The sequence below is a fragment of the Promicromonospora sp. NPDC019610 genome, from assembly GCF_044389365.1.
Lineage (GTDB): Bacteria > Actinomycetota > Actinomycetes > Actinomycetales > Cellulomonadaceae > Promicromonospora.
Genome location: NZ_JBIRXX010000001.1, coordinates 720,302 through 746,959, shown reverse-complemented (window position 1 = coordinate 746,959; position 26,658 = coordinate 720,302). Strand labels below are relative to the sequence as shown.

27 protein-coding genes and 1 tRNA gene are annotated in these 26,658 nt (G+C 71.6%); 14 read left to right on the top strand and 14 right to left on the bottom strand.

Annotation, left to right across the window (positions count from 1 at the left end; all coding sequences use genetic code 11):
* Window positions 1–141: 141 nt before the first annotated feature.
* A complete protein-coding gene (locus ACH45N_RS03265) occupies window positions 142–567 on the bottom strand; it encodes a hypothetical protein (RefSeq protein WP_253835933.1) in 426 nt (141 codons plus the stop codon).
* A gap of 271 nt (window positions 568–838) precedes the next feature.
* Between ACH45N_RS03265 and ACH45N_RS03260 the strand changes: the two genes are divergently transcribed.
* Window positions 839–1,090, top strand: coding sequence for a hypothetical protein (locus tag ACH45N_RS03260; RefSeq protein WP_397391102.1), 252 nt, complete (start codon window positions 839–841; stop codon window positions 1,088–1,090).
* A 35-nt stretch (window positions 1,091–1,125) separates the two neighbouring features.
* On the opposite strand, the gene ACH45N_RS03255 is transcribed toward ACH45N_RS03260, so the two are convergent.
* Both ACH45N_RS03255 and ACH45N_RS03250 read right to left on the bottom strand, forming a co-directional pair.
* Window positions 1,126–1,923 carry a PP2C family serine/threonine-protein phosphatase gene (locus ACH45N_RS03255; RefSeq protein ID WP_397391100.1) on the bottom strand — a complete coding sequence of 266 codons (798 nt, stop codon included), beginning with the start codon at window positions 1,921–1,923 and terminating at the stop codon, window positions 1,126–1,128.
* Window positions 1,920–2,744, bottom strand: a complete 825-nt coding sequence (locus ACH45N_RS03250; RefSeq protein WP_397391098.1) for a hypothetical protein — start codon at window positions 2,742–2,744, stop codon at window positions 1,920–1,922. Before ACH45N_RS03250 ends, ACH45N_RS03255 begins: the two co-directional genes overlap by 4 nt.
* Window positions 2,745–2,869: 125 nt before the next feature.
* Between ACH45N_RS03250 and ACH45N_RS03245 the strand changes: the two genes are divergently transcribed.
* From ACH45N_RS03245 to ACH45N_RS03195, 11 genes are read left to right on the top strand one after another with little or no spacing between them, the layout of a single operon-like run.
* Window positions 2,870–3,307, top strand: coding sequence for a plasmid replication, integration and excision activator (locus ACH45N_RS03245; RefSeq protein ID WP_397391096.1), 438 nt, complete (start codon window positions 2,870–2,872; stop codon window positions 3,305–3,307).
* A gap of 1 nt (window position 3,308) precedes the next feature.
* Entirely contained in the window at window positions 3,309–3,722 is a 414-nt protein-coding gene (locus ACH45N_RS03240; protein ID WP_397391094.1) for a hypothetical protein, read from the top strand.
* Window positions 3,722–3,979: a hypothetical protein gene (locus ACH45N_RS03235; protein ID WP_397391092.1), complete on the top strand. Its 258-nt coding sequence runs from the start codon at window positions 3,722–3,724 to the stop codon at window positions 3,977–3,979. Before ACH45N_RS03240 ends, ACH45N_RS03235 begins: the two co-directional genes overlap by 1 nt.
* Window positions 3,979–4,224 (top strand): hypothetical protein, encoded by a 246-nt coding sequence (locus ACH45N_RS03230; RefSeq protein WP_397391090.1) that lies wholly within the window; start codon window positions 3,979–3,981, stop codon window positions 4,222–4,224. Before ACH45N_RS03235 ends, ACH45N_RS03230 begins: the two co-directional genes overlap by 1 nt.
* Window positions 4,221–4,460 carry a hypothetical protein gene (locus ACH45N_RS03225; RefSeq protein ID WP_397391088.1) on the top strand — a complete coding sequence of 80 codons (240 nt, stop codon included), beginning with the start codon at window positions 4,221–4,223 and terminating at the stop codon, window positions 4,458–4,460. Before ACH45N_RS03230 ends, ACH45N_RS03225 begins: the two co-directional genes overlap by 4 nt.
* Window positions 4,457–6,109, top strand: coding sequence for an FtsK/SpoIIIE domain-containing protein (locus tag ACH45N_RS03220; RefSeq protein WP_397391086.1), 1,653 nt, complete (start codon window positions 4,457–4,459; stop codon window positions 6,107–6,109). Before ACH45N_RS03225 ends, ACH45N_RS03220 begins: the two co-directional genes overlap by 4 nt.
* A gap of 2 nt (window positions 6,110–6,111) precedes the next feature.
* Window positions 6,112–6,813, top strand: coding sequence for a DUF2637 domain-containing protein (locus tag ACH45N_RS03215; protein ID WP_397391084.1), 702 nt, complete (start codon window positions 6,112–6,114; stop codon window positions 6,811–6,813).
* A complete protein-coding gene (locus ACH45N_RS03210) occupies window positions 6,810–7,205 on the top strand; it encodes a WhiB family transcriptional regulator (RefSeq protein ID WP_397391082.1) in 396 nt (131 codons plus the stop codon). Before ACH45N_RS03215 ends, ACH45N_RS03210 begins: the two co-directional genes overlap by 4 nt.
* Complete coding sequence (locus tag ACH45N_RS03205) at window positions 7,202–8,770, top strand: replication initiator (RefSeq protein WP_397391080.1); 1,569 nt, start codon at window positions 7,202–7,204, stop codon at window positions 8,768–8,770. The genes ACH45N_RS03210 and ACH45N_RS03205 overlap by 4 nt, the downstream gene beginning before the upstream one ends.
* 21 nt (window positions 8,771–8,791) lie before the next feature.
* The gene (locus ACH45N_RS03200; protein ID WP_397391078.1) at window positions 8,792–8,953 is read left to right on the top strand and encodes a helix-turn-helix transcriptional regulator; all 162 of its coding nucleotides are present in this window, start codon (window positions 8,792–8,794) and stop codon (window positions 8,951–8,953) included.
* Window positions 8,950–10,032 (top strand): tyrosine-type recombinase/integrase, encoded by a 1,083-nt coding sequence (locus ACH45N_RS03195; RefSeq protein WP_397391076.1) that lies wholly within the window; start codon window positions 8,950–8,952, stop codon window positions 10,030–10,032. The genes ACH45N_RS03200 and ACH45N_RS03195 overlap by 4 nt, the downstream gene beginning before the upstream one ends.
* A 60-nt stretch (window positions 10,033–10,092) precedes the next feature.
* On the opposite strand, the gene ACH45N_RS03190 is transcribed toward ACH45N_RS03195, so the two are convergent.
* The 6 genes from ACH45N_RS03190 to tmk form a co-directional block, all read right to left on the bottom strand.
* A tRNA-Thr gene (locus ACH45N_RS03190) sits at window positions 10,093–10,168 on the bottom strand.
* Window positions 10,169–10,281: 113 nt separating this feature from the next.
* A complete protein-coding gene (locus ACH45N_RS03185; RefSeq protein ID WP_397391074.1) occupies window positions 10,282–11,823 on the bottom strand; it encodes an alpha/beta hydrolase in 1,542 nt (513 codons plus the stop codon).
* Between the two features lie 63 nt (window positions 11,824–11,886).
* Window positions 11,887–12,546 (bottom strand): hypothetical protein, encoded by a 660-nt coding sequence (locus tag ACH45N_RS03180; protein WP_397391072.1) that lies wholly within the window; start codon window positions 12,544–12,546, stop codon window positions 11,887–11,889.
* Window positions 12,547–12,706: 160 nt separating this feature from the next.
* Window positions 12,707–14,377 (bottom strand): enoyl-CoA hydratase-related protein, encoded by a 1,671-nt coding sequence (locus ACH45N_RS03175; RefSeq protein ID WP_377230122.1) that lies wholly within the window; start codon window positions 14,375–14,377, stop codon window positions 12,707–12,709.
* 143 nt (window positions 14,378–14,520) lie between these two features.
* Window positions 14,521–15,657 (bottom strand): DNA polymerase III subunit delta', encoded by a 1,137-nt coding sequence (locus ACH45N_RS03170; protein WP_397391069.1) that lies wholly within the window; start codon window positions 15,655–15,657, stop codon window positions 14,521–14,523.
* On the bottom strand, window positions 15,654–16,358 hold the full coding sequence (gene tmk, locus ACH45N_RS03165) for a dTMP kinase (RefSeq protein WP_397391067.1): 705 nt from the start codon (window positions 16,356–16,358) through the stop codon (window positions 15,654–15,656). The genes ACH45N_RS03170 and tmk overlap by 4 nt, the downstream gene beginning before the upstream one ends.
* A gap of 104 nt (window positions 16,359–16,462) precedes the next feature.
* On the opposite strand from tmk, the gene ACH45N_RS03160 reads away from it, so the two are divergent.
* Window positions 16,463–16,864: a pyridoxamine 5'-phosphate oxidase family protein gene (locus tag ACH45N_RS03160; protein WP_377230125.1), complete on the top strand. Its 402-nt coding sequence runs from the start codon at window positions 16,463–16,465 to the stop codon at window positions 16,862–16,864.
* Window positions 16,865–16,874: 10 nt separating this feature from the next.
* On the opposite strand, the gene topA is transcribed toward ACH45N_RS03160, so the two are convergent.
* Complete coding sequence (gene topA, locus ACH45N_RS03155; RefSeq protein ID WP_397391065.1) at window positions 16,875–19,685, bottom strand: type I DNA topoisomerase; 2,811 nt, start codon at window positions 19,683–19,685, stop codon at window positions 16,875–16,877.
* Between the two features lie 221 nt (window positions 19,686–19,906).
* Here topA and ACH45N_RS03150 point away from each other — a divergent pair, with 221 nt between their 5' ends.
* Complete coding sequence (locus ACH45N_RS03150) at window positions 19,907–20,875, top strand: phosphatase PAP2 family protein (protein ID WP_397391063.1); 969 nt, start codon at window positions 19,907–19,909, stop codon at window positions 20,873–20,875.
* Window positions 20,876–20,945: 70 nt separating this feature from the next.
* Here the strand turns inward: ACH45N_RS03150 and ACH45N_RS03145 are convergent, their stop codons facing one another.
* The 4 genes from ACH45N_RS03145 to ACH45N_RS03130 form a co-directional block, all read right to left on the bottom strand.
* Window positions 20,946–22,400, bottom strand: coding sequence for a S1 family peptidase (locus ACH45N_RS03145; protein ID WP_397391061.1), 1,455 nt, complete (start codon window positions 22,398–22,400; stop codon window positions 20,946–20,948).
* A 204-nt stretch (window positions 22,401–22,604) separates the two neighbouring features.
* Window positions 22,605–23,726 carry an alpha-lytic protease prodomain-containing protein gene (locus tag ACH45N_RS03140; RefSeq protein ID WP_397391059.1) on the bottom strand — a complete coding sequence of 374 codons (1,122 nt, stop codon included), beginning with the start codon at window positions 23,724–23,726 and terminating at the stop codon, window positions 22,605–22,607.
* Between the two features lie 268 nt (window positions 23,727–23,994).
* The gene (locus tag ACH45N_RS03135) at window positions 23,995–24,936 is read right to left on the bottom strand and encodes a LysR family transcriptional regulator (protein ID WP_397391057.1); all 942 of its coding nucleotides are present in this window, start codon (window positions 24,934–24,936) and stop codon (window positions 23,995–23,997) included.
* A 137-nt stretch (window positions 24,937–25,073) separates the two neighbouring features.
* The gene (locus ACH45N_RS03130; RefSeq protein WP_397391055.1) at window positions 25,074–26,657 is read right to left on the bottom strand and encodes a methyltransferase; all 1,584 of its coding nucleotides are present in this window, start codon (window positions 26,655–26,657) and stop codon (window positions 25,074–25,076) included.
* Window position 26,658: the final 1 nt, after the last annotated feature.

Genomic DNA, 26,658 nt, shown 5'->3' with positions numbered 1-26,658 from the left:
CGGGTTCGGTGTCAGGGTCCCGGTCAAGCCAATGGATGACGGAGGGACAGGGGCACCGCGGCTCCCCTGCTCCTCTTGATTCCCGGGTGCCCGCCGGAGGCACTTCGGAAGAGCTGCAAAGCGTGCGCGGCGGCGGTGGCGTCACACCTTGTAGTCAGGCATTGGGTTGCGTCGATAGGTCTCAGAAAGAGCGGAGGTCGCCCCGGCGGCAGACCGGACGATCTCGCGACGCCACCGAGCAAGGAGGTCTCGGAGTGTCTCAACTTCGAGGAACTGCCCTTCGATGTCATCGCCGTCATACTCGTTGCGCGCCTCGACTCGACCAGCCTTCAGACGCATCAGGGTGGCATTGCCCCAGGTGAAAGGGCGATCGCTGCCCGACGCGAGGGCGGAGTCCAGCGTTCCCAGCGCGACGTCGACCCAGTAGGTCGACGGACCGTTTCCCACGGCGCCCCGGGGTGGCCGGGACGAGACGCAGTCGTTCAGGGCCTCGGTGAAAAGCGTCCACTCCGGGCCGAGATCGATGTCCACCTGTCCGTCCTCGCGTTGCGGGAAGCGCGCGTCCATTGGCACACGGTCCCACATCCGTGGCCGATAGACGGTCTCGACTACTGGAGTCGGGACCGTCTTCGTCATGTTCCGGGCCGGTAGGCCGTCGGGGTGCGGTGGGGTGCGCGCAGGGCGCGAAGCGCCCGGAGCGCGGGGCCCCATCGCGGGCCCCCGCCGGCCGGACGGCCCAGCGCGGCGGAGCCGCGCCTTGAGCCAGTAAAGAAAGTCCTCACGGCTGCTGACACCCGCTTGGTTCGTCGGCATACTGTGAGCCGCTTGGGCATCGAAAATGTGGGAGCGTGATGGTGCGATGGGGTCCGGCCTGCTGCTGAAGGTGGCGCTGAGCGTCGTCGGTGCGCTGTTCCTCGTGGCACCGTTCAGCAACCGGAGGCGCTTTCGCGAGCTGGTCTTCCAGAACCCGGTCTGCGTCTGGATGGCCAAGAGGAGGCCAGACCTTACCGAGCGAGTGGTGTACCTCTACACCCTTGCCTGGTACACCGCCGTGATCGGCCTGGTCGCTATGGCCTGGGTAGTGATCTAGACCCCAACTTCCGCCGCGCCGCCGGAGAAACAGGCCTACGGGATCGCGATCACGATGGTCTTGTCGTCGTGGCGCTTCGAGCGCGGCCAGCGTCGGCCGTCCGCGTCCTTGCCCTCTGCGTCCTGGATCTGCTGCAGCACGCGTTCCGGGCCGTACTCGGCTGCCTCGTCGTAGAGGTCACGCCATGTCGTGGCGTGGGGGTGGCGTGCCGGGTCGACGCCATCGCTTGCGAGCACGAGTGCTGAGACTCCCGCTCGGCCTTCGGCTGTCGTGATCCCGTGGCGTGCGGCTTCGGGCTGGGCTCCGGCTATCCAGTAGCCTCCGGGCCGGTTGCAGCGTCGGGCCTGCTCGGCTTGCAGGTCGAGCAATAGCGCACGGTGGCCGTCGTCGTACCCGTGGCCCTCGGCCAGTCGCTTTCGGTAGGCGGCCCGTTCGTTGACGGCGACGGTGTCCAACCGGTCATCGGTGTGAACGGCCTCGGTGCCGTCCACGTAGAGGATGACGCCGTAGCTGTCGCCCAGCATGTAAGTCTCGACCGTGTCGTTCGACCAGCGGGCCAGAGCGACGGTGCTGGTGGGTGTGGTCTCGGCGGTTAGCCCGTGGGCGTCGCGGACTGCGCGTATCGCCTCCTCCACGGCACCCGCGAGGGAACCGCCTTGCGGCACCGTCTTCTCGATGGCGTCCGCGAGCTCTTTCGCGTACCAACCTGGGTCGTGGGACCGGTCTCCGGCTACGGAGGTCGCCCCGTCGAGCACTGCGGCGAACCCCTCTCCAATGACGTAGCGGTCCTGGTTGCGGGATGTACCGGCAAGTGTTGCGGCGAGTGTCTTCACGAGTGAACCTTCGGCCCCCATAGCGCTTCAGTTTCGGTCACGGTCAGGTCGTCGAAGGTGCTCGCGACGACGAGCGAGAACGGCTGTTCATTCACGATGCCGAACAGGTCATCGAGGTTGCTCCGGAGGTACTCCACTGCCCCGATCGACCCGAGCGCGTGTACACCTGCGACGACGATCACCTGACGGTCGTTGCGGGTAAGGCGCGCCACGTAGGCGATGTCCCTCGTCTTGTCACCGACGGCATCCCACGGCGAGACGAACACTTCACCGGTCTGCCGATCGGTGATGACCCATCGGCCCTCGCTGTCCGGCTCGAACGACAGATAAGGATCGGACTGGATCGCCTCGGCCGTGACGTGAGAAGACTTCGGGCCGCAGATCGCCACCGCATCGGCGGGCGGCTCCCATTCGCCGCTGGGCGGGATCTCAAAGGAGCGCGGCTGGTGTCCGAGGAGCACAAGCAGTTCTGCCATTGCATCCGCTGCTGCCTGGTCTTCGGCGGCGATGACGCCGAGCGGCCGTTCATCGAGTGCACGCCGAGGAATTGCCACCGTGACCGGGCCGACGCCGAAGAACGCTCGGGCTACCGGAGGGGCGCTCTTTCGGATCTGTGTGATCCGGCCCTTGGTGATCCCGCTCGCCTTCGCGATATCTGTATATGAGCGACCCTCGGCGTACGCGCGGTCGATGGCGGCCTTGCGGAGGCGAGCGAGCTCGGCGCTCCGGTTCTTGTAGACGTCGATGAGTTCGGTGGCGCGCTGCGCCTGACGGAGAGGGTCTTTCTCCGCCCTGGTCTGCTCGAACTCGTCGATGTTCATGGTTCCCGAGTTTAGACCCCTTGACGGGAGGGTCCGCGAGGCCTATCTTCATGTTTAGACCCCTCAACTTCGACGGGTTCACACGACGGGTCGATGTTTAGGCCCCTCAACACCAGGAGACAACCATGGCGATGCAGCGACGGTTCGCGGTCAACCACGAGGACGTGTTCCCCAAGGGCGCGTTCCTGAAGGGCGAGGTCGAGCCCGTGCAGGACTTCCAGGCCGACAAGCGCCCCGACGGGTCGCGGCCTCAGCAGCGGGACAAGGACACGGGCCTTCCCCTGTGGCAGGTGGTGGTCCTGGACGCTGACGAGGAGGCGGGCAAGAAGGACACCGCCGTGACGGTCAAGATCGCGGCCCCGGTCCAGCCGGTTCCGCCGACCAACAACACGCCGTTCCCGTGGACGCCGATCGAGTTCGTGGGCCTGACGGCCCTGCCGTACGTGGACGACAACGGGACCCGGCCGCGTCTGGCCTGGTCGTACAAGGCCGAGGATCTGTGCGAGCCGGGCAAGGCCGACGTGGCGACCTCGGCCCGCCCCGACGCCAGCAAGGCCGCCTGACATGAGCATCTACACCGCGTCGTCGGGGGTGGCGGGGGCTTCGGTTCCCGCCCCCTCGACGGGGGAGGCTCTGCGGTTCGCGGCGTACGTCGCGGAGCTGGTCGGGGATGACCGGATCGTGTCGGTCACCTGGATCCCTGACCCCGTGCGGCCGTCACGCAAGGAGCTGTACGTGACGGTCACCGACACCACGCACGGTGAAACGGTTGCGCACCTGCTGGGCCTCGGACAGCGCACCGACCTGGAGCCGAGCCCCGGTGGCAGTCGCTCGTCCCGGGAGGGCTTCTCGTCGTGGTCGGGCACGTCCGGCAACGTGCCGGTCTTCCTGTCCGCACCGCTGGCGCTGGGCGGTCTGCCGCACCGCCGAACGTACGACGAGGTCGAGGCTCCGTCCGCGACGCGAAGGGCTGCCTGATGACCCGCGCGGAGTCGATGGCCGCTGCGGCGGTCTACCTCTCAGAGGCCGCGGCTGCCCTGGCGGGTGCCGTGGTGACGCTGGTCCGCCTCGACCTGGACGACGCGGTCGACGTGGTCCGGTCCGTGCAACGACCGGTCGAGGCCCTGTCCCAGGAAATCAGTTCCGCGGCCTGGGCCGCACACCGGGCCGAGCGCCCCGAGTTCTACGACGAGTCCGGCCGCTTCGTCGGGCCCTACGGGAAGGGAAAGAACTGATGCCACTGGACGAGACCACCCGGCAGGTCAACAAGCGCGCCGTCGATGCGCTGGACGAGGCCGAGTACCGGCTGCAGGAGGCGAACTTCAACGTCCTGCGCGCGGTGCAGCCCCTGGAGGACCTGGGCCGGTACACCAATGCCCACGACCCGGCCCTCGAAGAGCTGCGGGCCGTGTCCGCCCGGATCGGTGCGGCACGCGAGGACGTATCACGTCGCCTGACGGCTGAGAGCGAGGGCCAGTGATGTTCACGCGCCGAATCACCGAGAAGGACACCCCGGGCCTGGTCTCACAGATGGGTCAGGACCTCGAAGAGACCCACGTCATGGTGCGCCGCATGCAGGCCTGGGCCGGGCAGACCGGCTTGACCGATCTGACCGAGGCGCTGCGCACCGCTGCACGGGCCATCGACGAGGCGACCGGCGCGGTTCAGGACGCCTACCGCGCCGCCACCGACAAGAAGGAAGGAGGGGACCGATGAGCACCACGACGATGCCGAAAACGGCCCTACGTGCTCGCCTGGATGCCCGAGTCGCTTCGGCTCGTGCCGGTGTCCGCGCCTCCACCGTGGGGCGCAACGACTGGATGGGCAAGACGTGGCGGGTCGCGGCCTGGATCGCTTACCGCGACTGGATGTTCACCCGCGCTCTGACCGTCTGGGCGGCAAAGCACTGGATGCCGACCGTGCTCGGCGTCGTCGTCTCCGTGAGCTGGTGGGGCGTTCTCACCCTCGCGGACGTCCCCGGGGACCGGATCACCTGGCCCCTGGTGGCGCTGCTGGTGTTCTGGTCCCCGGGGATCGTGCTGGGGCTGTTCGCGATGATCGCCCCGGCTCGGTACCGGCGTCGGGTCCACGCGCACAAGATCGCCGCGTACTGGCCTGAGGTCGCCCGCTCCTGCGCCCTGTACCGCACGGAGCCGGACGGCACCGTCACGGTCTCGACGCTGCGGCATGTCGCCCACCAGCCTGGCGCGGTCGTGCTGCGGGTCGAGACGTTCCCCGGCCAGACCCCGGACACCCTGCACCGCGCCGCCCCCGCGATCGCTTCGGCGTACCGGGCGCACGGGTTCGAGGTCATCCCGGTCAAGCCCGGCGTCCTGGACCTGGCCCTGTTCACTACCTACCGCATTCCTCCAGTGGCCGCCCGGATGCCGGTACCGGAGGGCGCTAACCCGGACGCCCTGCCTGTCGGTCTGGCCCGGACCGGTCATGTTGCGGAGATGGTCGTGCGGGGCCGTCACACCCTCGTCGTCGGGGCGACCGGCGCCGGTAAGGGCTCGGTGCTGTGGTCGGTCATCGGCGGTCTCGCCCCCGCCATCCACGACGGCACCGTGTGCGCCTGGGGCCTGGACCTCAAGGGCGGGGTCGAGCTGGAGATGGGCCGTGCCCTGTTCGGCCGCGTCGCCTACACCTCCGAGGACTCCATCGAGGTCCTTCGGGCCCTGATGCGGGTGATCGACCGCCGCAAGGAGTCCATGCGGGGCGTCTCCCGCCTGCATGTCCCGACGTCGGCGGAGCCGCTGCATGTCCTGATGGTCGATGAGCTCGCGGACCTGATGGCGTACTCCGAGTTCGAGACCCGGCGTGAGGCCGACCGGCTCATGTCCAAGATCCTGACCCAGGGCCGGGCGCTCGGTGTCGTGGTCGTGGCCTGCGTGCAGAACCCGCGTCAGGAGGCCGTGGGACAGCGCAACCTCTACCCCCAGAAGATCGCCCTACGCCTCGACAGCGACATCGAGTCGGACATGGTGCTGGGCCCGGCAGCGCTCCAGGCCCCGGCACACGAGATCTCCCGCAGCGACCCCGGAACCGGGTACCTGGTCCGGGAGGACGGCGCACCGGTCATGGTCCGGTTCGCGTACTGGCCCGACGAACTCATCCGTGAGGTCGCCGTCCGGTACGCCGCACCGGCCTCACACTCCGCCCCGGAACCCCGCGACGGTGCCGACGCCGCCAACGCGTGGGCCGCTGCCGCCCGCCGCACCACACCGAACGACAACGCGGGCAAGCCCACCAACGAGGACGCCCCCGCGCCTCGCACCCGCAAGCCGCGCGCCCCGCGCAAGCCCCGCGCACCTCGTGCGCCCCGTCCCGCCGCTGCTGCGGCCATCGACCCTGAGGAGGTCTGATCATGAACCGCACCGCTGGGCCTGTGGCCCGGATCGCGGCCGACTCCCGGCCCGTGCTCGTCTTCACCGTCATCCTGACCATCGCCGTCGCCCTCGCCTCCTTCGCCCTCTCGTTCGCGTCCCTGCGGGACGCTGCCCTGTGGGGACGAGTGACCGAGCCGATCGCGTTCCTCGTGCCCGTCGTCATCGACGCCTCGGTGCTCGTCTACGGCCTCGTGGCCCTCGTGCTGCGCGACCGCGGGCGCTCCGCGGCCTGGGCCTGGACCCTCATGTTCGGCTTCACCATCGTGTCCATCGGCGCCAACGCTGCGCACGCGTACGACGTTGGCCCCGAGCTGCGAACCATCGTCGGCGTCGTCCTGGTCGCCCTCGCACCCCTGTCCGTGCTGACCTCCAGCCACGCCCTGGGGTCCCTCGTGGTCGCCGTCCGCCGCACCACCGAGCCCGAGAACGTCACCGACGCCTCGGTGGCCGAACCGGAGCCGGTCGCGGTCATCGAACCCGCGCGCGTCGCACCTGCTCCCGCCGTCGACCCGGAGCCCGTGGCGGTCCCCGAGCCTGCGCCGGCCGAATCGCCTACCCCGGCCGTTACCCCGGTTCGTCCTGCTCTGGCTGCTCGGCGTCCACGCCTGGGCCGGGTCCGTCCGATCACTCAGGACGCCCTGGACCTGCCCGGCCTGAACATGGCGAGGGCCGAAGCATGATCGCCTCCGCTGAGCAGATGCGCGACGCCCTGTGCGCCCGTGAGGAGCACCGCGGGCTGCCGTGGATCAGTGAGACCACCACGCCCGGCCAGCGTGCCGCCATGGCCCGTGTCTGCGCCGCCTGCCCCGTCCTGACCGCCTGCGCCGCTGAGGTCGCCACCACGCCCACCACGGCCGGATTCTGGGCCGGGCAGGACCACACCACCCGCGACTACCCCGTCCAGGGCGTTCTCGACCTCGACCTGGGGCCGAAGGGACGCCGCGAGGTGCCTGCTGCTGAGGTCGCGGATCTCGGTGACGGGTGGGTGCTGGTCGACCCTCGGGAGTACCCCGAGCCGAACGGATCGACGCGCGTGGGTGGGCTCCTGGCCAAGGTCCGGAGCGCCGCATGAACACCGCACCGACGTTCCCCGGTTTCGGGGAGCACGCACCACTCGACGTCGCTCCGGGCACCCTGGGATTCGCTACCCAGGCTGCCCGGGGCCCGTCCTTCCGCGCCCGTCTGGACGCCTTCGCGGACACTGCCGCCGCCGTGGGGTACTGCTCGCACCCCATCAAGCTCAACGGGTCCTCCATGACCGTGGACACCACGACCGGTGAGGTCGTCAGCGAGTACCACTCGGCCGATGCTCCGATGGGGCAGCTCTACCGCCCGTGCGGTAACCGTCGTGCCGACATCTGCCCGGCTTGCTCCCGCGTCTACGCCCGCGACACGTTCGCGATGATCCGATCCGGCCTCCTCGGCGGCAAGACCGTGCCCGAGACCGTGGCCGACGCACCGCTCGTGTTCGCGACCCTGACCGCGCCCTCGTTCGGACACGTCCACGGCATCCGCAAGAAGGACGGACACAAGACCGGAGGCACCTGCCGCCCCTTCGACCGCGCCAAGGTCTGCAAGCACGGCCGGTCCAAGTCCTGCATGCGGGTCCACACCGAGAACGAGCCGATTGTGGGTTCGCCGCTGTGCTGGGACTGCTACGACTGGGACTCGGCCGTCGTGTGGCAGTGGCACGCCCCGGAGCTCTGGCGGCGGTTCACCATCGCCCTCCGTCGTGCCCTGGCGTCGTACCTCGGTCTGACGGACACCGAGTTGAAGCACGCGGTCTCGGTGCAGTACGCCAAGGTGGCCGAGTACCAGGCGCGCGGGTCGGTTCACTTCCACGCCCTGATCCGCCTGGACGGTCCCGATGGTCCGGGGTCGATGGCCCCCGTCGACGGAGACACGCTGAAGGGTCTGATCGAGTCCGCCGCGCTGGGTGTGGAGTACCTCGCTGTTCCGGTCGATGGTGCCGACGTGCCGCGCAAACTGGCCTTCGGGGTCCAGGTTGATACGCGGACCGTGAGCACTGGCCTGCCGGGCAGCGTCGCCGATGAAGCACACTCGGCCGACACCCTCACGCCCGAGCAGGTCGCGGGGTACCTGGCGAAGTACGCCACCAAGTCCACCGACGTCGACCCGGCCGCACCCCGCCCGCACCTGTCCCGGCTGACCCGGCAGTGCCGTCGCCTGGCCGACCGCGCCGCCACTGCATGCCGCCCGGACGGGTTCGAGCCGGAGGAGGACGAGGACGGGTGCGTGTGTGGGGAGTGCATCAACTCGCCGTACCGGCTGCTGGCGAAGTGGGCGCACATGCTCGGCTTCCGGGGCCACTTCTCCAGCAAGTCCCGCCGCTACTCAGTCACCCTCGGTCGGCTTCGGACGGCTCGGGCCCGGTTCGCGCGGTTGGCTGCTGAGGCTGAGCGGGCCGGGGAGCCGCTGGATGTGGCCGACCTGGAACGCCGCCTGCTGGCCGACGACGAGGAAACCACGCTCGTCGTTGAGGGCTCGTGGTCCTACTCCGGGACCGGGTGGGCCAGCAACGGCGAGAAGGAGCTCGCTGAGGCCGCTGCAGCTCGTGCCCGCGAGTACGCGCAGTGGAAGGCAGGACAGAAGGCTCCACGTGAAACACGACGGTGAGGGGAAGCGATGGACGAGTACATGACGACTGAGGAAGTGGCGGCCTGGTTGAAGGTCGCGCCGTCCACGGTGTGCCGGTGGCGCATGGCTGGGAAGGGCCCGCGCGTGACGTGGCTGTCCCCGTCGCTGCCGCGCTACCGGCGTGACCACGTGGCGACCTGGCTGGAAGCGGTGGCAGCGTGAGCATCACCAAGACGGCCACCGGCCGGTTCCGCGCGCAGCTCAAGAACGGCCGTCAGTTCGTGGGGTCGCGCACCTTCGACACCAAGACCGAGGCTAAGAACTGGCTCAACCGGGAACGAGCTGCGCTCGACGGCGGCATCGATCCCCGGGCGGGCAAGGAACGTCTGCGCCTGGTGCTGGACCGGTGGTTGGCGGTCCGCAAGATCACGGTTGCCAAGAAGACGTACACGGCGGACGTGGACCTGCGGCGGCTCATCCCGACGAGCATGCAGAACGTGCACCTGTCGGCGGTGACTGAGCGTGAGGTTGCTCGGTCGTTCGAGGTGCTGCTTGCGGGCGGGCTCGCTGACTCGTCCGTGGTCCGGTACCGGGCGAGCCTGTCGGTGTTCTTCGCCTGGTGCGTGCGGGAGCGGCTGATCGGGAAGAACCCGGTGACCGGCGTCAAGGTGCCCAAGGGCTCTGACGAGGTGGCCGAGATGGACCCGTTCACCGAGGACGGGCTGGAAGCGGCATACCTGACGTGGCGGATGAAGGACGAGCGCCTGGCAGACATCCTGCTCGTCATGGGCTGGACCGGGCTGCGCTGGGGCGAGATGCGCGCCATGCAGGTGGCGAACTTCGTCGAGGTCCCGACGCCGGGTCTGATGGTCCGTCGTAGCCAGCCGGAGGGGTCGCCGGTCAAGGCCACCAAGGGCCGGTCGATGCGCCGCGTGCCGCTCGCTGATCGTGTGCTGTCGATCGTGCAGGGGCTGGCGGACGGGCGTGCTCCGCATGATCTGCTGTTCACGACCGACGGCGGTTCGCAGCTCTGGCGCACGGCGACGGTCCGCGTTCTGTCGTGGGAGAAGACGGGGCAGGGCCGTCGTCTGCACGACCTGCGGCACACCGCCGCGTGCCTGTGGCTCTCCCGTGGGGTGCAGCCGGGGACGGTCCAGGCGTGGTGCGGGCACGAGTCGATCGCGACCACGAACCGGTACCTGCACTTCCTCGGCACGGACGCCGACAAGGCGGGTCTGAACAGGCTCAACAACGACCCGGGGAGCGCGGGGGGTGCGCGAGATGCCCGCAACGGAGCCTGAGATGCAAGAAACCCCGGCCAACCGAGGCACATATGGCCTGGTCGAACGGGGTTTTCCTGGTGGAGCCGCCTGTGGGAATCGAACCCACGACCTTCTCATTACGAGTGAGACGCTCTGCCGACTGAGCTAAGGCGGCGCACGCACCGCACACCGGTCAGGACCGGATGGGTGAGCGGGCCCAACTGTACCCAATGCACGTCCCAGGTTCCAAAGCGAAACCGTGTGACGTGCCCGATCCGCAGAACTGGGTCAGCAGGTGAGGCCGTCCTCGGGCACCTTGCCCTCCACGAGGTAGCTCTCGACGGCGTTGCTGACGCAGGTGTTGGACCGGCCGTAGGCCGTGTGGCCCTCGCCCTCGTACGTGACCAGCACGCCCGACGAGAGCGTGTCGGCGAGCGACTCGGCCCAGCGGTACGGCGTGGCCGGGTCGTTCGTGGTGCCGACGACGAGGATCGGCGGCGCGCCCTTCGCGGCGGGGTCGAACTCCTGCTCGGCCGCCGGGTACGGCCAGTCCGTGCACTCGATGCCGGAGTAGCCGAACGACTCGCCGAGCGTCGGCGCGGCCTCCTGGATGTCCTCGGCGAGGTCGCGCATCTTCGTCATGTCCTCCTCGGCGCGGGCGTCGGCGCAGTTGATCGCGCGGAACGCCTCCTCGCTGTTGGACTTGAAGGTGCCGTCGTCGTTCCGGTCGTTGTAGACGTCCGCGAGGTAGAGCAGGTCGTCGCCCTTGCCCTCCCAGAACACCTGCTGCAGCGCCTGCGTGAGGAAGGACCAGGAGGCCTCGTCGTACATCGTGACGGCCACGCCGTAGAACGCGAGCTTCTTGGTCACGTCGCGGCCCGACGACGTCGGGATGGGGTTGGGCTCGGCATCCTCGACCATGGCCTGGATCTGCTGCAGTCCGGTGGTCACGTCGTCGCCGAGCGGGCAGTCGCTGCCCGCCTGGCAGTCGGTGACGTAGGCCCGCAGCGCGCTCTCGAAGCCCTCGGCCTGCTGCAGCGCCACCTCGTCCGAGCTGAGCGTCGTGTCGAGCGCGCCGTCGAGCACCAGGCGGCCGGCGCGGTCCGGGAACAGGCCCGCGTAGGTGGCCCCGAGCTGGGTGCCGTAGGAGTAGCCCAGGTAGTTGAGCTTGTCGTCGCCGAGGGCGCCGCGGAGCATGTCCATGTCCCGCGCGGCGGACTGCGTGTCCACGTTGCCCAGGAGCGGCCCCGTGTTCTCGGCGCAGGCCTCGCCCCAGGCACGCACCGCGTCCTGGCGGTCGGCCAGACCCTCGGGCGTGTAGGGGTAGTCCTTGCTGAGGAACTCGTCCTTGCCCGCGTCGTCGAGGCACTTGACCGGCGTCGACTGCCCCACCCCGCGCGGGTCGAACCCGACGATGTCGAACGACGAGCGCAGCGACTGCCCGAACCGTGCCGGGTCGCTCACGAACTCCACCCCCGACCCGCCCGGCCCGCCCGGGTTGACCAGCAGGGAGCCGATCTTCTGCCCGGAGGCGGGGAGCCGCTTGAGTGCGATCTCGATGCTCCCCTCCCCCGGGTCGTGCCAGGAGAGCGGGGCCGACGCCGTGGCGCACTGGAACTCCCCGCCGCACTCGGTCCACTCCAGCGACTGGCCGTAGTAGTCCTCGTAGCCCTCGGGCGCGCCCTCCGTCGCCGAGCCGTCCGACTTGCCCACGTCCTCCAGCGCTGTCTGCACCTTGGGGGGTGCTCCGCAGGCGGCGAGGAGCAGAACTGAGGTGAGCAGCGTGGCGACGACGGCCGCAGGCTGACGACGGCGGGCGGGGCGAATCACCCGGACAACCTACCGGTTGTGCTCGGTGGATTTCCTACCCGCTGGCGAACCGACACGCGACCCTCACGAGTCGAGCCAGGCGACCGGGCCGGGCTCGCCGTCGGCGTCGCGCGGCTCGAGCTCGACCTTGCCCTTGTCGCCGAGCTGGACCGGCACCGGACGGCCCGTGTCCGACTCCGCCGGAGCCTCGACCACCGTGGTCGTGGGCACGAAGTCCATGGTGCAGATGCCGTTGTCGGCGGGCACGAACGTCACCGTGAGCACGCCGTCCTCCGCGGCGACGCCGGCCTCCTTGCCGCCCGACCCGAAGGTCGCCTCGGGCTCGGCGAAGGTGGGGCACGAGCTGGACCCGTTGGTCACGACGTAGAGCAGGCCGGGCTCCGGCGCCCAGGCGACGCCCGCCGTCGACTCGGTGCTGCCCTCCAGGCCCGGCGGCAGGCCGCGGCCCTTCGCGCCGGCGACGATCTCCATCTCGGCGGCGTCCGGCAGCTTGCCGTCCTCGGCGCCGTCCGACCCGCTGGGGCTGGGGCTGGTCATGTCGCTCTCCTCCGCGGACGGGGACGAGGTGCTCGTGGACCCGGCCACCTCGGAGCCGCCGACGTCGGACTGCGCGCACCCCGTCAGCGCGAGGGCCGCGACCACCCCGATGCCCAGGGCCGACGCGCCCGCGCGCGCCAGGGTCCGTGCTGCCGTACCCGACCGGTTCGTCCGCTCGATCTTCATGCCCAGTTCCTTCCACTCGCCTCTGACACCACCAGGTGTGTGCCGCAGGACTGCGACGCCTCCACCCCTGTCATGTGGCGAGCGGCGTGCATCTTGCACGACACTCCGGCCAAGATTGGCAAAAGGTCAGGTGATCGGCACGTCGAGCCGTGTCGGGAGGTCAGACGCGGGCGGTGGAGAACCGCAGCTTCTCGGGGGTGGCGTCCGCCGCCGTCTTGCGCAGGAACGCCCGGCGGTGCACCGAGAAGGCGTTCCGGTCGTCGAAGAAGTCGCGGGCCATCTCGGCCAGCTCGATGGTCTGGTAGTACGACAGCGGACGGTCCGTCGCGCGGCGCTCCGCGCGCGCGGCGAGCATCCAGCCGAGCGTGGCGGGCTCCTCGTATCCCTGCGCCGCCGAGGACAGCCAGGTGGTGAACTCTCCCCACTCCCGCGGCCCGACGGCGCTGATCAGCCCGATGCGGGCCGCCTCGGCCACCGAGATCGGCAGCTTGCGCGACAGCAGCAGCGACGCGCGGTGGTCCCCGACACGCGCCGGCATGCTCCACGAGTGCAGCTCGGAGCCGTAGATCCCCATGTCGTAGTACGGGTTGAGGACGACGCCCTCGCGGGCGAGCGTGACGTCGGCGCACAGCCCGGCCATGACGCCGCCGGCGCCGGCGTTCGCCGTGAACGCGGCGACCGTGAGCTGCTCCGCGGTGGCGATGGCGAGGCACAGCTCGTCGATGGCGCAGATGTTCTCCCACGCCTCGGCGGCCGGGTCCGGCGACGCATCGACGGTGCCCAGGTGGATGCCGTTGGAGAACGCGTGCTCGGTGCCCTTGATGACGAGCACCCGGGTGTCCTCGGTGAGGGCCTTCTCGACGGCGCTGGTCATGCGGCGGCACTGCTCGGTGTACATCGCGCCGCTGTACGAGCGGAACGTCAGGTAGCCGACGGCGCCGTCGCGCACGTAGGTGGTCTCGGCCAGGGCGTCCGGGATGCGGCGGAACGGGGCGTTGCTGGCGTCGATGACCTGGGCGGCGGGCAGCTTGGTGCCGCGGCGTCCGCTCAGCTCGGCGGCGTAGCCGACCCAGAGCGTGCCGACGCCGCAGGCGATCGCCACCGCGTCGAGGTTGCGGCCCACCACGGTGCCGGGCTGCGCGCCGGTGTGCTCCGGCGAGGCGACGGCGTCGAAGATGCAGACCGACCGGCCGTTCACGCCCGCCGGGGCGCCGGGGGCGCCGTCGGCCGCGGCGACGAGCCGCTCCAGCTCGGCGGCGGGGCGGCTCCAGTCGACCCGGAAGTCCTCGCGGCGCAGCAGCGGCAGCTCGCCGCTGACGGGCACGATCCGCAGGCAGGCCTCGGCCGGGATGGGCCGCTCGCCGTCGGCGACCTTGCGGACCACCTCGCCGATGCAGGCCATCGCGGCGTCCGCGACCCGGCTGTTGTACAGCGCGCTCTTGGAGATCGGCTGGTCCGGCATGTCGAAGACGGCGGTGGCCCACACCGGGCCGGCGTCCAGCTCCTCGACGGCGGACAGGGCCGTGACACCCCACCGGTCACGGCCGTCGCGGATCGCGTGGTCCAGCGACGAGGGCCCGCGGTCGCCCACGGGGCCCGGGTGCACGATGACGGTCGGCCAGCGGTCGTAGATCGTGTCCGGCACGCGGTGCTTGAGGAACGGGCACAGGATCAGGTCCGGGTCCGCCCGCTCGACGGCGCGGGTCATGGCGGCACCCGACTCGAAGGTCGGGGCGAGCTCGACCCCGACGTCGTGGCCCTGCTCCCGCAGGGAGCACCAGACCCGCTGGGTAAGACCGTTGAAGGCAGAAACCAGCAGGAGGATCCTCATCGGACGGTGGACTCCTAAATCGCACGGAAGAGCTCTGGGGGCGCCCCGCAGCCTAACCAGGGACGGCATTCGGGACAATGTGCCGCGGTGGTTCACATTCACCCGTGCGAAATCTTCACACGTGAACCACGGCGGAAGGGTGTTCAGCCCTGCGGGCGCAGGGCTATCGCCATCGCCTCCAACGCGAGGAGCGGCGCCACGTTGCCGTCCAGCCGGGTGCGGGCCACGCCGATCGAGTCCATGCGCCGCACCGTCTGCTCCGGGGTCGAGTCGGCGGCCAGCGCGCGCACGGTGTCGGCGAGCTCGGCGTTGACGAGGTCGACCTCCGCCCCGAGCTGCACCACGAGCACGTCGCGGTAGAGCGACAGCAGGTCCACCATCGCGCGGTCGAGCACGTCGCGCTGGTGCCGCGTGGCGCGGCGCTTCTGGTCGTCCTCGAGCTGCTTGAGCTGCGAGCGGAGCCGCGGCGGCAGCGTCTCGCCGTCGGCCACGCCGAGCGCGCGCAGCAGCTCGGCCTTCTCGGCGGCGTCGCGCTCCTGGGTGGCCGACACGGCCTCCGCCTTGGCGACGTCCACGAGCTCGCCCGCGGCGAGCACGGCGTCGCCGACCCCGCGGATGCGCCGCGCGATGCTCAGCACCGCGGTGCGCCGCTCGCGCGCGCCGGCGTCCCGCGCCAGGCGCTTGGCCAGGCCGACGTGGCTCTGTGCCGCACGGGCGGCGCTCAGGGCGACCGCGGGATCCGCGCCGTCGCGCCGCACCAGCAGGTCGGCGACCGCCTCCGGCGGTGGCACGCGGAGCACCACGGCCCGGCAGCGCGACCGGATGGTCGGGAGCACGTCCTGGACGGAGGGCGCGCACAGCACCCACACCGTGTGCGGCGGCGGCTCCTCGATGGCCTTGAGCAGCACGTTGGTGGTGCGCTCCGCCATGCGGTCGGCGTCCTCGATGACGATCACGCGCCACCGGCCGCCGGAGGGCGAGCGCGACGCCGTCATGATCAGGTCGCGCACCTCGTCGATCGTGATGACCACCTTCTCCGTGGCCAGGAGTGTCACGTCCGGGTGGGTGCCCGCCATGGTCGTGGTGCACGACCGGCAGACGCCGCAGCCGCCCTGCGGGCACTGGAGCGCCGCGGCGAAGGCACGCGCGGCGACGGACCGGCCCGAGCCGGGCGGGCCGGTGACGAGCCACGCGTGGGTCATGGCGGCCGGGTCGGCCACGGCGCCCTGCAGCGCGGCGACGGCGGACTCCTGCCCGACGACGTCGTCCCACACCGTCACGAGCGGTCCTCGCCGTCGGCGGCCGGGTCGGACCCGGTGACGCTCGCGGCCTCGGTGACCACCGGCGTCAGGCCCAGGCGGGCCGCGACGTCCACCCGGATCTGCGCCTGGATGTCGTCGACGGGAGCCGCGGCGTCGATGACCACCCAGCGCTCCGGGTCGGCCGCCGCGCGCTGGAGGAACGTGTCCCGGACCCGGGTGTGGAACTCGACCCCGGCCCGCTCCAGCCGGTCGAGGTCGCCCTTGCCCTCGGCCGCCGCGCGGCGTGCCGCGGCCGCCTCGGGGTCGAGGTCGAGCAGGATCGTGATGTCCGTCCGCAGGCCCTTGGTGGCCCAGAGGGACAGGTGCTCCACCTCGCCCGGGGGCAGGTCGCGCCCGCCCGCCTGGTAGGCGATCGAGGAGTCGACGTAACGGTCGGTGACCACCACGGCGCCGCGCTCCAGCGCGGGCCGCACCACGGTCTCGACGTGGTGGGCGCGGTCCGCCGCGTAGATGAGCGCCTCGGCCCGCGGGCCCATGTCCTGACCGTGCATGACCGCGGCCCGCAGCTCCTTGCCGAGCGCGGTGGCGCCCGGCTCGAACGTGAGCAGGACCTCGCGGCCCGTCAGGTCCGCCAGCCAGTCGCCGAGGAGGCGTGACTGGGTCGACTTGCCCACGCCCTCGCCGCCCTCGAAGGAGATGAAGTAGCCCGGTGCGTTCACGCCGCCACCCTAACCGGGCTCGCTGACATCGACCCCCGGTCCGCCCCGCCCGGCGGGCGACGCCCCGCCGGGCGACGCCCGCACCGTCGGCGCACGATGGGGACATGGACGACAACGAGCAGAGCATCACGCCGATGACCGTGGACGAGTGCTGGGAGTTCCTCTCGATGCAGCCCATCGGGCGCCTCGGCACCGCCGTCGCCGGCGAGCCGGAGATCTTCCCCCTGAACTTCGCCGTCGCGGACCGGACCATCTACTTCCACACCATCCCCGGGACGAAGGTCGCGGAGGTGGCTATCAACGAGAAGGTCGCGTTCGAGGTGGACCAGTGGGGTCCTGAGATCGCCTACAGCGTCGTCGTGAAGGGCACCGCGGAGATCCTGGAGACCGACGCCGACATCGCGGCGGCCGAGTCGACCAACCTGATCAGCTACCTGGAGGACACCCGGGACACCTGGGTGCGCATCACACCCGCCCAGGTGACCGGCCGCCGGCTGCGCCGCTGAGGCGCCCCGGCTACTCCTTGGTGGACGTGCTCTTCGCCGGCGCCTTCTTCGCCGGCGCCTTCTTGGCCGGCGCCTTCTTCGCGGGCGCCTTCTTGGCCGGAGTGCGCTTCTTGGCCGGGCCCTGGGCGCGCTTGTCCGCGAGCAGCTCGATGGCGCGCTCGGCCGTGATGGACTCCGGCGTGACGTCGCGCGGCAGGGTGCGGTTGGTCTCGCCGTCGGTCACGTACGGGCCGAAGCGGCCGTCCTTGACCTGGATCGGCTTGCCGCTGGTCGGGTCGTCGCCGAGCTCGCGCAGCGGCGGCGTCGCGGTGCGTCCGCGGCCCCGCTTGGGCTGCTTGTAGATCTCCAGCGCCTCGTCCAGGGTGACCGTGAACATGGCCTCCTCGGACGGCAGGGTGCGCGAGTCCGTGCCCTTCTTCAGGTACGGGCCGTAGCGGCCGTTCTGCGCGGTGATCTCGTCGCCCGACTCCGGGTCGATGCCGACGACGCGCGGCAGCGACATGAGCTGCAGCGCGTCCTCCAGCGTCACCGAGTCGAGGGCCTGCGTCTTCAGCAGGGACGCCGTGCGCGGCTTGGGCAGGGCGGCCAGCGCCCGCTTCTTCGCCGCGGCGGACAGGTCCGGGTCGAGGTCGGGCTCCGGGAGCTGCTCCGTCACGTACGGGCCGTAGCGGCCGTTCTTCGCCACGATCGGGTTGCCCGACTCGGGGTGCGTGCCGAGCACGCGGCCGTCGTCGGCGCCCGCCGCGAGCAGCTCGCGCGCCTTGGCGACCGTCAGCTCGTCGGGCGCGACGTCGTCCGGCACCGAGGCGCGGGGCGGCGTCTTGCCCTCCTCGACCTCGGCCGCGAGGTCCTCCAGGTACGGGCCGTACCGGCCCACGCGCACCCGGATGCCCTCGCCGATGTCCACGGAGTTGATGGCCGCGGCGTCGATCTCGCCGAGGTTCGCCACGAGCGCGCGCAGGCCGCCGCCCTCGCTGTCCACCCCGAGCTCGTCGGACGTGCCGATGTTGCCGGGCACCTCGCCGAAGTAGAACTCCCGCAGCCACGCCACCCGCTCGCGGGAGCCGGCCGCGATCTGGTCGAGGTCCTCCTCCATCGTGGCGGTGAAGTCGTAGTCGACGAGCCGGTCGAAGTGCTCCTCCAGCAGGCGGATCACCGCGAACGCGAGCCACGTCGGCACCAGGGCCTGGCCGCGCGTGATGACGTAGCCGCGGTCCTGGATGGTCGAGATGGTCGCGGCGTACGTGGACGGGCGGCCGATGCCGCGCTCCTCCAGCGCCTTGACCAGCGAGGCCTCCGTGTACCGGGCGGGCGGCGTGGTGGAGTGGCCGTCGGCTGCGAGGTCGGTGCCGACCAGCGCGTCGCCCTCGGCCATCGTCGGCAGCCGCGTCTCCTTCGCCGCCGCCGCGCCCTCCGGCGCGTCGGTCTCGGCGTCCGCACCCTCCTCGTACGCGGCCAGGAAGCCACGGAACGAGATCACCGTGCCCGACGCCGAGAACACCGCCTCGTTGCCGTCCTGCGCGCCGCCGGAGATGGTCGCGCCGAGCCGGACGGACGCCGTCGAGCCCTTCGCGTCGGCCATCTGCGAGGCCACGGTGCGCTTCCAGATCAGCTCGTACAGCCGGAACTGGTCGCCGCTCAGCTCGCCCGCGACCTGCGCCGGGGTGCGGAACGAGTCGCCCGCGGGGCGGATCGCCTCGTGCGCCTCCTGGGCGCCCTTCGCCTTGCTGTTGTAGAGGCGGGGCGCGCCCGGCACGTACTCGGCGCCGTACAGCTCGGCGGCCTGGCGCCGCGCGGCGTCCGTCGCCTCCTTCGACAGCGAGGGGCTGTCGGTACGCATGTAGGTGATGTAGCCGTTCTCGTACAGGCCCTGCGCGGTGCGCATCGCCTGGCGCGACGACATCCGCAGCTTGCGGCCCGCCTCCTGCTGCATGGTGGAGGTGGTGAACGGCGCCGCCGGACGGCGCGTGTACGGCTTGGTCTCCAGGCTGCGGACGGCGAAGTCGGCGGCCTCCAGCCCGGCGACGACGGCGCGGGCAGCCGCCTCGTCGAGCTGCACCACACCGGTGCGGACCTTCAGCCGGCCCCGGTCGTCGAAGTCACGGCCCGAGGCGACCTTCTGGCCCGCGAGCTGCGTGAGCCGGGCGCGGAAGGAGGGCTGGCCGCCGTCCGACCCCTCCGGGACCGCGAAGGTGCCCGCGACGTCCCAGTAGTCCGCGGACACGAACGCCATGCGCTCGCGCTCACGCTCGACCACCAGGCGCGTCGCCACCGACTGCACGCGGCCGGCCGACAGACCCTGGCGCACCTTGCGCCACAGGACCGGCGAGACCTCGTAGCCGTACAGGCGGTCGAGGATGCGCCGCGTCTCCTGGGCGTCCACCAGGTCCTGGTCCAGCTCGCGCGTGTTCTCCAGGGCACGGAGGATCGCGTCCCGCGTGATCTCGTGGAAGACCATGCGCTTGACCGGGACCTTGGGCTTGAGCTCCTGGATCAGGTGCCAGGCGATGGCCTCGCCCTCGCGGTCCTCATCGGTCGCGAGGAAGAGCTCGTCGGCGTCCTTGAGGGCCTTCTTGAGCTCGGAGACCTTCTTCTTCTTGTCCGCGTGGACCACGTAGTACGGGTCGAACCCGTTGTCGACGTCGACGGAGAACTTGCCGTACGGGCCCTTCTTCATCTCCGCGGGCAGGTCCTTGGGCTGCGGGAGGTCGCGAATGTGCCCCACGCTGGCTTCGACCTCGTAGCCGTCACCGAGATAGCTCTGGATCTTGCGAGCCTTCGTGGGCGACTCGACGATCACGAGCTTGCGTGCCTGGGACATCCGGTCCTGCCTGCTTCCTGCTGGGTCTGGGGACGTGCGCCGGGTGGCGTTGGAGAGTTCACGGTACGCCAGGCACGACGGATCGCACCCTATCCGGGCTCACAGCGGGGCGCCCGGTGGTTTCACATGACCGTGGTGATTTTCACTCGTGGCGTCAACGACACGGGGAGCCTCACACCAGCGACACGGTCTCTTCAGGAGGCTCCTCTACGGTGGGGCCCATGACCGACCGCACCCTCCCGCCGCGCGACCTGCCGCGATCCTCGCACGTCGGGGGCGCCGGCGACATCGGTGGCGCCAGCAGCGTCGGCAGCCCGATGGCCGGCCGGACGGCGGGCCTCCGGCCCCGGATGGGGCCGCGCGTCGTCGCCGCCGTGGTCGCGGCGCTCGCGCTGTGGGGCGTGTGGGCCACGTGGGACGTCTTCGTCCGGTCGGGCCGCGGCCAGCACGCCGACCAGCTCGCGCTGGAGGGTGCGGCCCGCGGGCAGGGTGTGCTCTGGGAGCTCGCCGAGCCGGTGCTGGGCGTGGTGTCCAACTCGTTCGTCGGCCTGGGTCTGGCGGTCGCCGTGGTGCTCGCCCTGGCCCGCGGGCGCTGGTGGCTCGCGGCGCAGGTGGTGATCCTGGTGGCCGGCGCGAACCTCACCACGCAGGTGCTCAAGCACGTGGTGCTCGACCGGCCGGCGCTGCTCGACATCGCGCGGGCCGACATCAACACCCTCCCCAGCGGGCACACGACCGTGGCGGCGTCCGTCGCCGCCGGGCTGCTCATCGCGGTGCCACGGCGCTGGCGGCCGCTGGTCGCGCTGGCCGGTGCGGGCTACACGGCGGCGACCGGCGTGTCCACGTTGATCGGGCAGTGGCACCGGCCGTCCGACGTCGTGGCCGCGATCCTCGTCGTGCTCGCCTGGAGCGCCGGCGTGTGCGCGCTGAGCTCGTCGTCGTCCCTGGACCAGCCGCGTACCGGGGCGGAGCCCGGGACGTCGGGCGCCGCCGGGCTGCTGCTGCTCGGTGCCGTCGTCTGCGGCGCCCTCGGCCTCGGCGCGCTGGGCAGCGTGCGGGGCTACGGCTGGGCGCTGCCGATCGGCGGCGACCTCACGGCCTACATGGGCGGGGCGCTCGGGGTGGTGGCCGTGACCCTCGGCTCGTTCGCGCTGATCCTCCTGGTCCGCCAGTCCACGGCCCGCCCCTGAACCCGGGACGTGCCGGACGCTCAGGTCACCCGCCGGTGGCCTGAGCGTCCGACACGTCAGGGAACGGGGATCACGGGGTGGAGTAGCCGCCCGTGTAGGAGCCCGAGCCCGAGTACGACTCCACGATCCAGCGGTAGGTGCCGGCCGTGCCCGAGTAGCTCACGCTCTCGTCGGGCGACGCCGTGATGCCCTGGGCCACGGTGACCCAGCTGCTGCCGCTCACCTTCTGCAGGAACAGGTCGAAGTCGGCGCCGCTGGGGCCGTCGAGGCAGCCCGTGATGGTGCCGGACGACGCCGAGAACCCGCTGCTGCTCGGCTTGTAGGTGTAGGCACCGCTGCTCAGCGAGCCGCTGAACGCCGTCTCCTGGCTGGCGCACCCGGTGGGCGGCGTGGTGCCGCCACCACCCGTGATCAGCGTGACGCCCGCGGCGCTGAGCGCCTCGTTCACCGGCTGGAAGTAGGTGGTACCGCCCGAGGAGCAGTTGCCGGAACCACCGGAGGTCATGCCCTGGGCCTGGGTGCCGGCCAGCAGCGAGCCGCCCGAGTCGCCGGGCTCGGCGCAGACGTTGGTCCGGATCAGGCCGGAGACGGTGCCCTCGGCGTAGGTGACCGAGGCGTTCAGGGCCTGGATGGTGCCGCAGTGCCAGCCGGTGGTGGAACCCGAGCGGCAGACGGTGGCGCCGACGGCGGCCGCCGTCGAGCCAGCGACGTTCACGGTGCCGCCGCTGTAGTTGTTCACCGCGCCGATCGGCGTGTCGTCCGTGCCGACGTTCACGTAGGCGTAGTCGTTGCCCGGGAACGAGGAGGTACGGAACGTGCCGCTGGGGCTGGTGGTGGCGTTGCCCACGTCGCCGCAGTGCCCCGCGGTGACGAAGCCGCCGGTGGCCGAGAAGCCGACCGAGCAGCGCGAGCCGCCGATGTAGTAGGCGTTGCCGCCGATCACGTTGATGAAGGTGCGGGGCATCTCCGCCACCTCGACGAGGGAGACCGTGCCGGCCGCGACCCCGGCGTCCGCGACGGCGGCGGCCACGGCGGCCTTCGCCCCCTTCGCGACCTCGAGGACCACGGTGTTGGACTCGACGTCCACGTAGGCACCGGCGACGTCGGCGCGCGGGGCCGCCCGGTACGCCTTCGTGGCGAGCCGGTCGAGCTGCGCCAGGGACTTGTCGACGGTGACCGCCGTGGCGCCGGCGGCGCGGACCTCGGCCGCCCCGGCCTTGTCGGTGACGGCCACGTACAGCTCGGAGCCGTCGACCCACGAGCCCGCGTAGCCCTTGTCGAGGGCCTTGACGATGGAGTGCTGCTTGTCGGACAGAGCCTCGTCCGTCTTGAGGCGGTCCACGGCCTGGGAGGTGGTCAGGCCGAGATCGCGCTCCAGGGCCGCGACCATGCCCGGGGCGTAGCTCGTCACCTCGGGCTTGTCCGCTCCGGCAGCTGCGCTTGCGGTAGCAGCGGTGATGCTGCCGGCGAGAAGCGTCGCCGCGGCGGTGGCCACGGTGATCGCCTTGAAGGATGTGCGTCTCATGTCCAGCGACTCCTTGTCGTCGGGGCAATGGATTCACCCAGTGCGGCACAGCGTAAGGTCGCTTTCAGGCAACTCCCAGATACCGGTTAGGACATATCGGAGCAATATGCGGACATGCCGCAGAGCGGGTAGGGACTTCCCCTACCCGCCCCGCGGTCCGACGGCCCGGGGCGTACGGCGCCCCGGCGTCAGCTCGGCAGAGGGTCAGTTCGTCAGGAGCGACACCCCTGCCGCGCTCAGCGCCTCGCCCACCGGCTGGAAGAAGGTCTGGCCGCCGGAGGAGCAGTTGCCGCTGCCGCCCGAGGTCATGCCCTGCGCCTGCGAGCCCGCGAGCAGCGAGCCGCCCGAGTCGCCCGGCTCGGCGCAGACGTCGGTCTGGATGAGACCCGAGACGCTGCCCTCGGCGTAGTTCACCGTGGCGTTGAGCGCCTGGATGGTGCCGCAGTGCCAGCCGGTCGTGGAGCCCGAGCGGCACACGCTGGCGCCCACGGCGGCCGGCGTCGAGCCCTCGACGGCCACGGTGCCGCCGGCCCAGTCGTCGACCACGCCGACCGGGGTGTCCGAGTCGACCGAGACGTAGCTGTAGTCGCTGCCCGGGAACTCCGAGACCTCGAAGGTGCCGCTCGGCTCGCTCGCCGAGGAGCCCACCGAACCGCAGTGCCCGGCGGAGACGAAGCCGCCGGTCACGGCGAAGCCGACCGAGCAACGCGCGCTGTCGTCGATGAAGTACGCCTCGCCGCCGATCACGTCGGCGAACGTGCGGGGACGCTCCGCGGCCGGCGTCAGCGAGACGACGCCGGCGGGCACGCCCGCCTCGGCCACGGCGGCCCGGACGTCGGCCTGCGCGCCGTCGACCACGTCGACCACGATCTCGTTGGTCTCCACGTCGACGTGGTACGAGGTGACGTCGGCCGGGGACAGCGCGCCGTCCAGGTCCGCAGTCCAGGCGTCGAGGTCCTGGAGCGAGTGGTCCACGGTCACGGGGGTGGCCCCGGCCGCGCGGACGTCGGCCGCCTCGGCGGCGTCGGTCACGGCGACGTGCAGGGCGTCCGCCCCCTCGACCCAGGCCCCGGCGTAGGAGGCGCCGAGCGACTTCTCCAGGCTCTGCTGCGTGTCGGCCAGGAGCTCCTGCGCCTGGAGCTGGGCCACGGCGTCCGCCGTGGTCAGGTTCAGGTCACGCTCCATGGCGGAGACGAGACCCGGCGTGTAGCCGGCGGTCGCGGCCTCGACGTCGGACGGTGCGGCTGCGACGGCGCTGATGGTGCCGGCAAAGAGGCCCACGGTGGCGGTTGCCACGGCGACGCCCCGGAGGGAAGTGCGACTCATCTCCAGCGACTCCTTGGATCGGAGAGGGTGAAGTTCCACCCACAGGTGATTTTTCACCCGCTCTGCCACCGTAGGAGGAGATGGACTTCACGCCCAGATCACACTCAGGTCATACATATTTCCTATGGAGGGCAAACCACGTAAGTGCCCACCCACGCTACGGGGGGCACACCAACGGCTCAGCTCTGCTTGTTGTCGGCTGAGCCTGCGGCTCCGCTCCGGGCGCGTGCCTCGTTCCTCGGCCCCCACCCTGCGCTGCGCCTCCGGCTCAGCCGAGCATCCCGTACATCGCCAGCCACTGCTCGTACTGCGGGCTGCGGCGGACGGCGTCGCGGTGGGCCCGGTGGGCGGCGCCCTCGACGGCCTCCAGGTCCACGCGCAGGTCGGCGTCGTGCCGCCAGCCCAGGTAGTGGGTGCGGCGCAGGGGCGCCCCCGACAGGGGGACGGTCACCACCCCCGGCGGGTCCGGCTGCCCGGGCTCCACGAGCGCGACCGCGCGGCCCGCCCGCACCTGGTCGACGGCGGTGGTCCACTCCGCCTCGCCCATGCCGCGCGGCGTGAACCCCGCGCGTACGCACGCCGACACGAAGCACTCCTGGAGGCAGCCGTGCGACGGCACGCAGAGCCACTGCTCCTCGGCCAGCTCGGCAAGGGACACCTCGGGCTTGCCCGCGTACGGGTGGTGCTCGTCGATCAGCACGAACATCGGGTCCGTGCACACCCGGGTCCACGACACCTCGACGGCTGCGGGCGGCGAGACGTCCGAGCACATCCCGACCAGCCCGACGTCGATGGTGCCGCGGGCGAGCCGGGACGCGACGTCGTCGGGCAGCGGGGGCATCGCCGTCGTGACCTGCGCACCGGGCATCCCGATGTGCAGCTGGTTGACGAACAGCCCGCCCAGCCCGGTCCCGGTGATGCCGACCCGCACGGTCTCGCCGTGGGCGACGTCGCCGTTGACGAGGCGTTCGGCGTCGTCCGAGAGGGCCGCCATGGCGGGGAGAAGCACGCGCGCGTGCCTGAGCACCAGCTCACCGAGCTCCGTCGGTCGCGCACCGAACCGGTCACGGACGAAGACGTTCCCGCCCAGGGACCGGTCGATGCGGTTGAGCTGCGCGGTCAACGCCGGCTGCGCGATGCCGAGGGCAGCGGCCGCCTTCGTGACGCTGCCCGACTCGGCAACAGCGACAACCATCCTCAAGTGCCGCATGTCGAGTTCCACACGGTGGAAAATATCTGTCATAGCCCGATATGTCTCGGGCATCGACAAGATTTATCGGTCTTCGACAATTCCGTTACGTCCCGGTAACGGCGCGCGCCGCCGCCGCGCCGCCCGGGGGCCCGCCCTCACCCCTCCAGGAACCCGTCCCTGACCAGCCCCCGGACGGCCGGGAGCAGCTCGGCCGCCAGCGCGTCCGCGGGCACCTCGAACAGCGACGCGAGGGCGCCCACGATCTGCCCGACGGACAGCTCGCCGTCGCACGCGCCCACGAGGGCCGCGAGCGGGCTCGACGCGTGCACGCCCCGCCCGAGGCCGTCGCCCTGCCGCAGCACGACGACGTTCGGGTCGGCGGCGCCCGGCGTCAGGTAGCGCTCCTCCGTGACGTCCGCGGCCGTCACGAGGTGGGCCGCGGCGAGCGCGGCGTCGTCCCGGGCCGCGAGCCAGTCGTGCCCGGCGAGGCTGCGGGCGATGTGCGCCCCGAGCGGCTGGCGCACGGACCCGGTGTGCTCCTCCAGGCGGCGCAGCGTCACGGTGCCCGAGGCGGGGCGCCGCAGGGTCACGATCCCGAAGCCGACGGCCTCGACGTCCCGGGACGCGAAGTCGTCGAGCCACGCGCCGTACGCGGCGGCCCACGCGTCCGGCTCACGGTCGGGCGTGGTCCCGCCGTCGCGGATCCAGGTCTCGGCGTACTCGGCGGGGTCGAGCACCTCGCGCTGGATGATCCAGCCGTCCAGGCCCGCCACGTCGAGCCAGCGCCCCACGCGCTCGGCCCAGGGCTCGCCGCGACGGTGCTCCCAGTTGGCGAGGAGCTGGGCCGTGCCGCCCGGGGCCAGCACGTCGCCGACGCCGAGCACGAGGTCGCGCACCAGGTCGTCGCCCGCCCGGCCGCCGTCGCGGTACTCGTAGTCGCCGATCGCGTCGGCCACGGCGCGGCCCGCCGCCCCGGCGTGCGGCGTGATGACGAACGGCGGGTTGGAGACCACGAGGTCGAACCGCTCGCCCGCGACCGGCTCCAGCAGGGACCCGTGCCGCAGCTCCAGCTCGGCGCCGTCCGGCTGGTTCAGCGCGGCGTTGAAGCGCGCGAACGACAGCGCGCGCCGCGAGATGTCGGTCGCCACCACCTGCCGGGCGTGCCGCGCCGCGTGCAGGGCCTGGATGCCGCAGCCGGTGCCCAGGTCGAGCACCCGGCCGGTCGGGTTGCGCACGGTCACCTGCGCGAGCGTCAGGGACGCGCCGCCCGCACCGAGCACGTGGTCGGTCGCCAGGCGGCCGCCGGTCGCGAGCTCGCCCAGGTCGGACGCCAGCCACCAGCGCGCGTCGCCGACGGCGTCGACCGAGGAGTAGGGGTGCAGGTCGACGACGGCGCGCACCTCGTCGTCGTCCCCCGGGCCCTGCGCGGCCACCAGGCCCAGCCGCTCCGCGCCGGCCGCACCGGTCGCGGGCAGCGCGCGGTCCAACGCGGCGCGCGGCACGGCCTCGCCCAGGAGGAAGAGGCCGGCGAGGGTGGCGCGCGGGTCGCGGTCCGACGGCGGCCTGCCGGCGGTCGCCGCGGCCACCGCCCGGCGGGCGGGCAGCGCCTGCTCCCGGTGCAGCGCGGCCGCGGCGAGCGGCCCGAGGACGTCCTCCACGCCGTCGACGTCGTAGGCGGAGGAGAGCAGGTCGTCGCGCAGGGAGGCGACGAGGGCGGGGTCGGTCACAGGAGGCTGCACG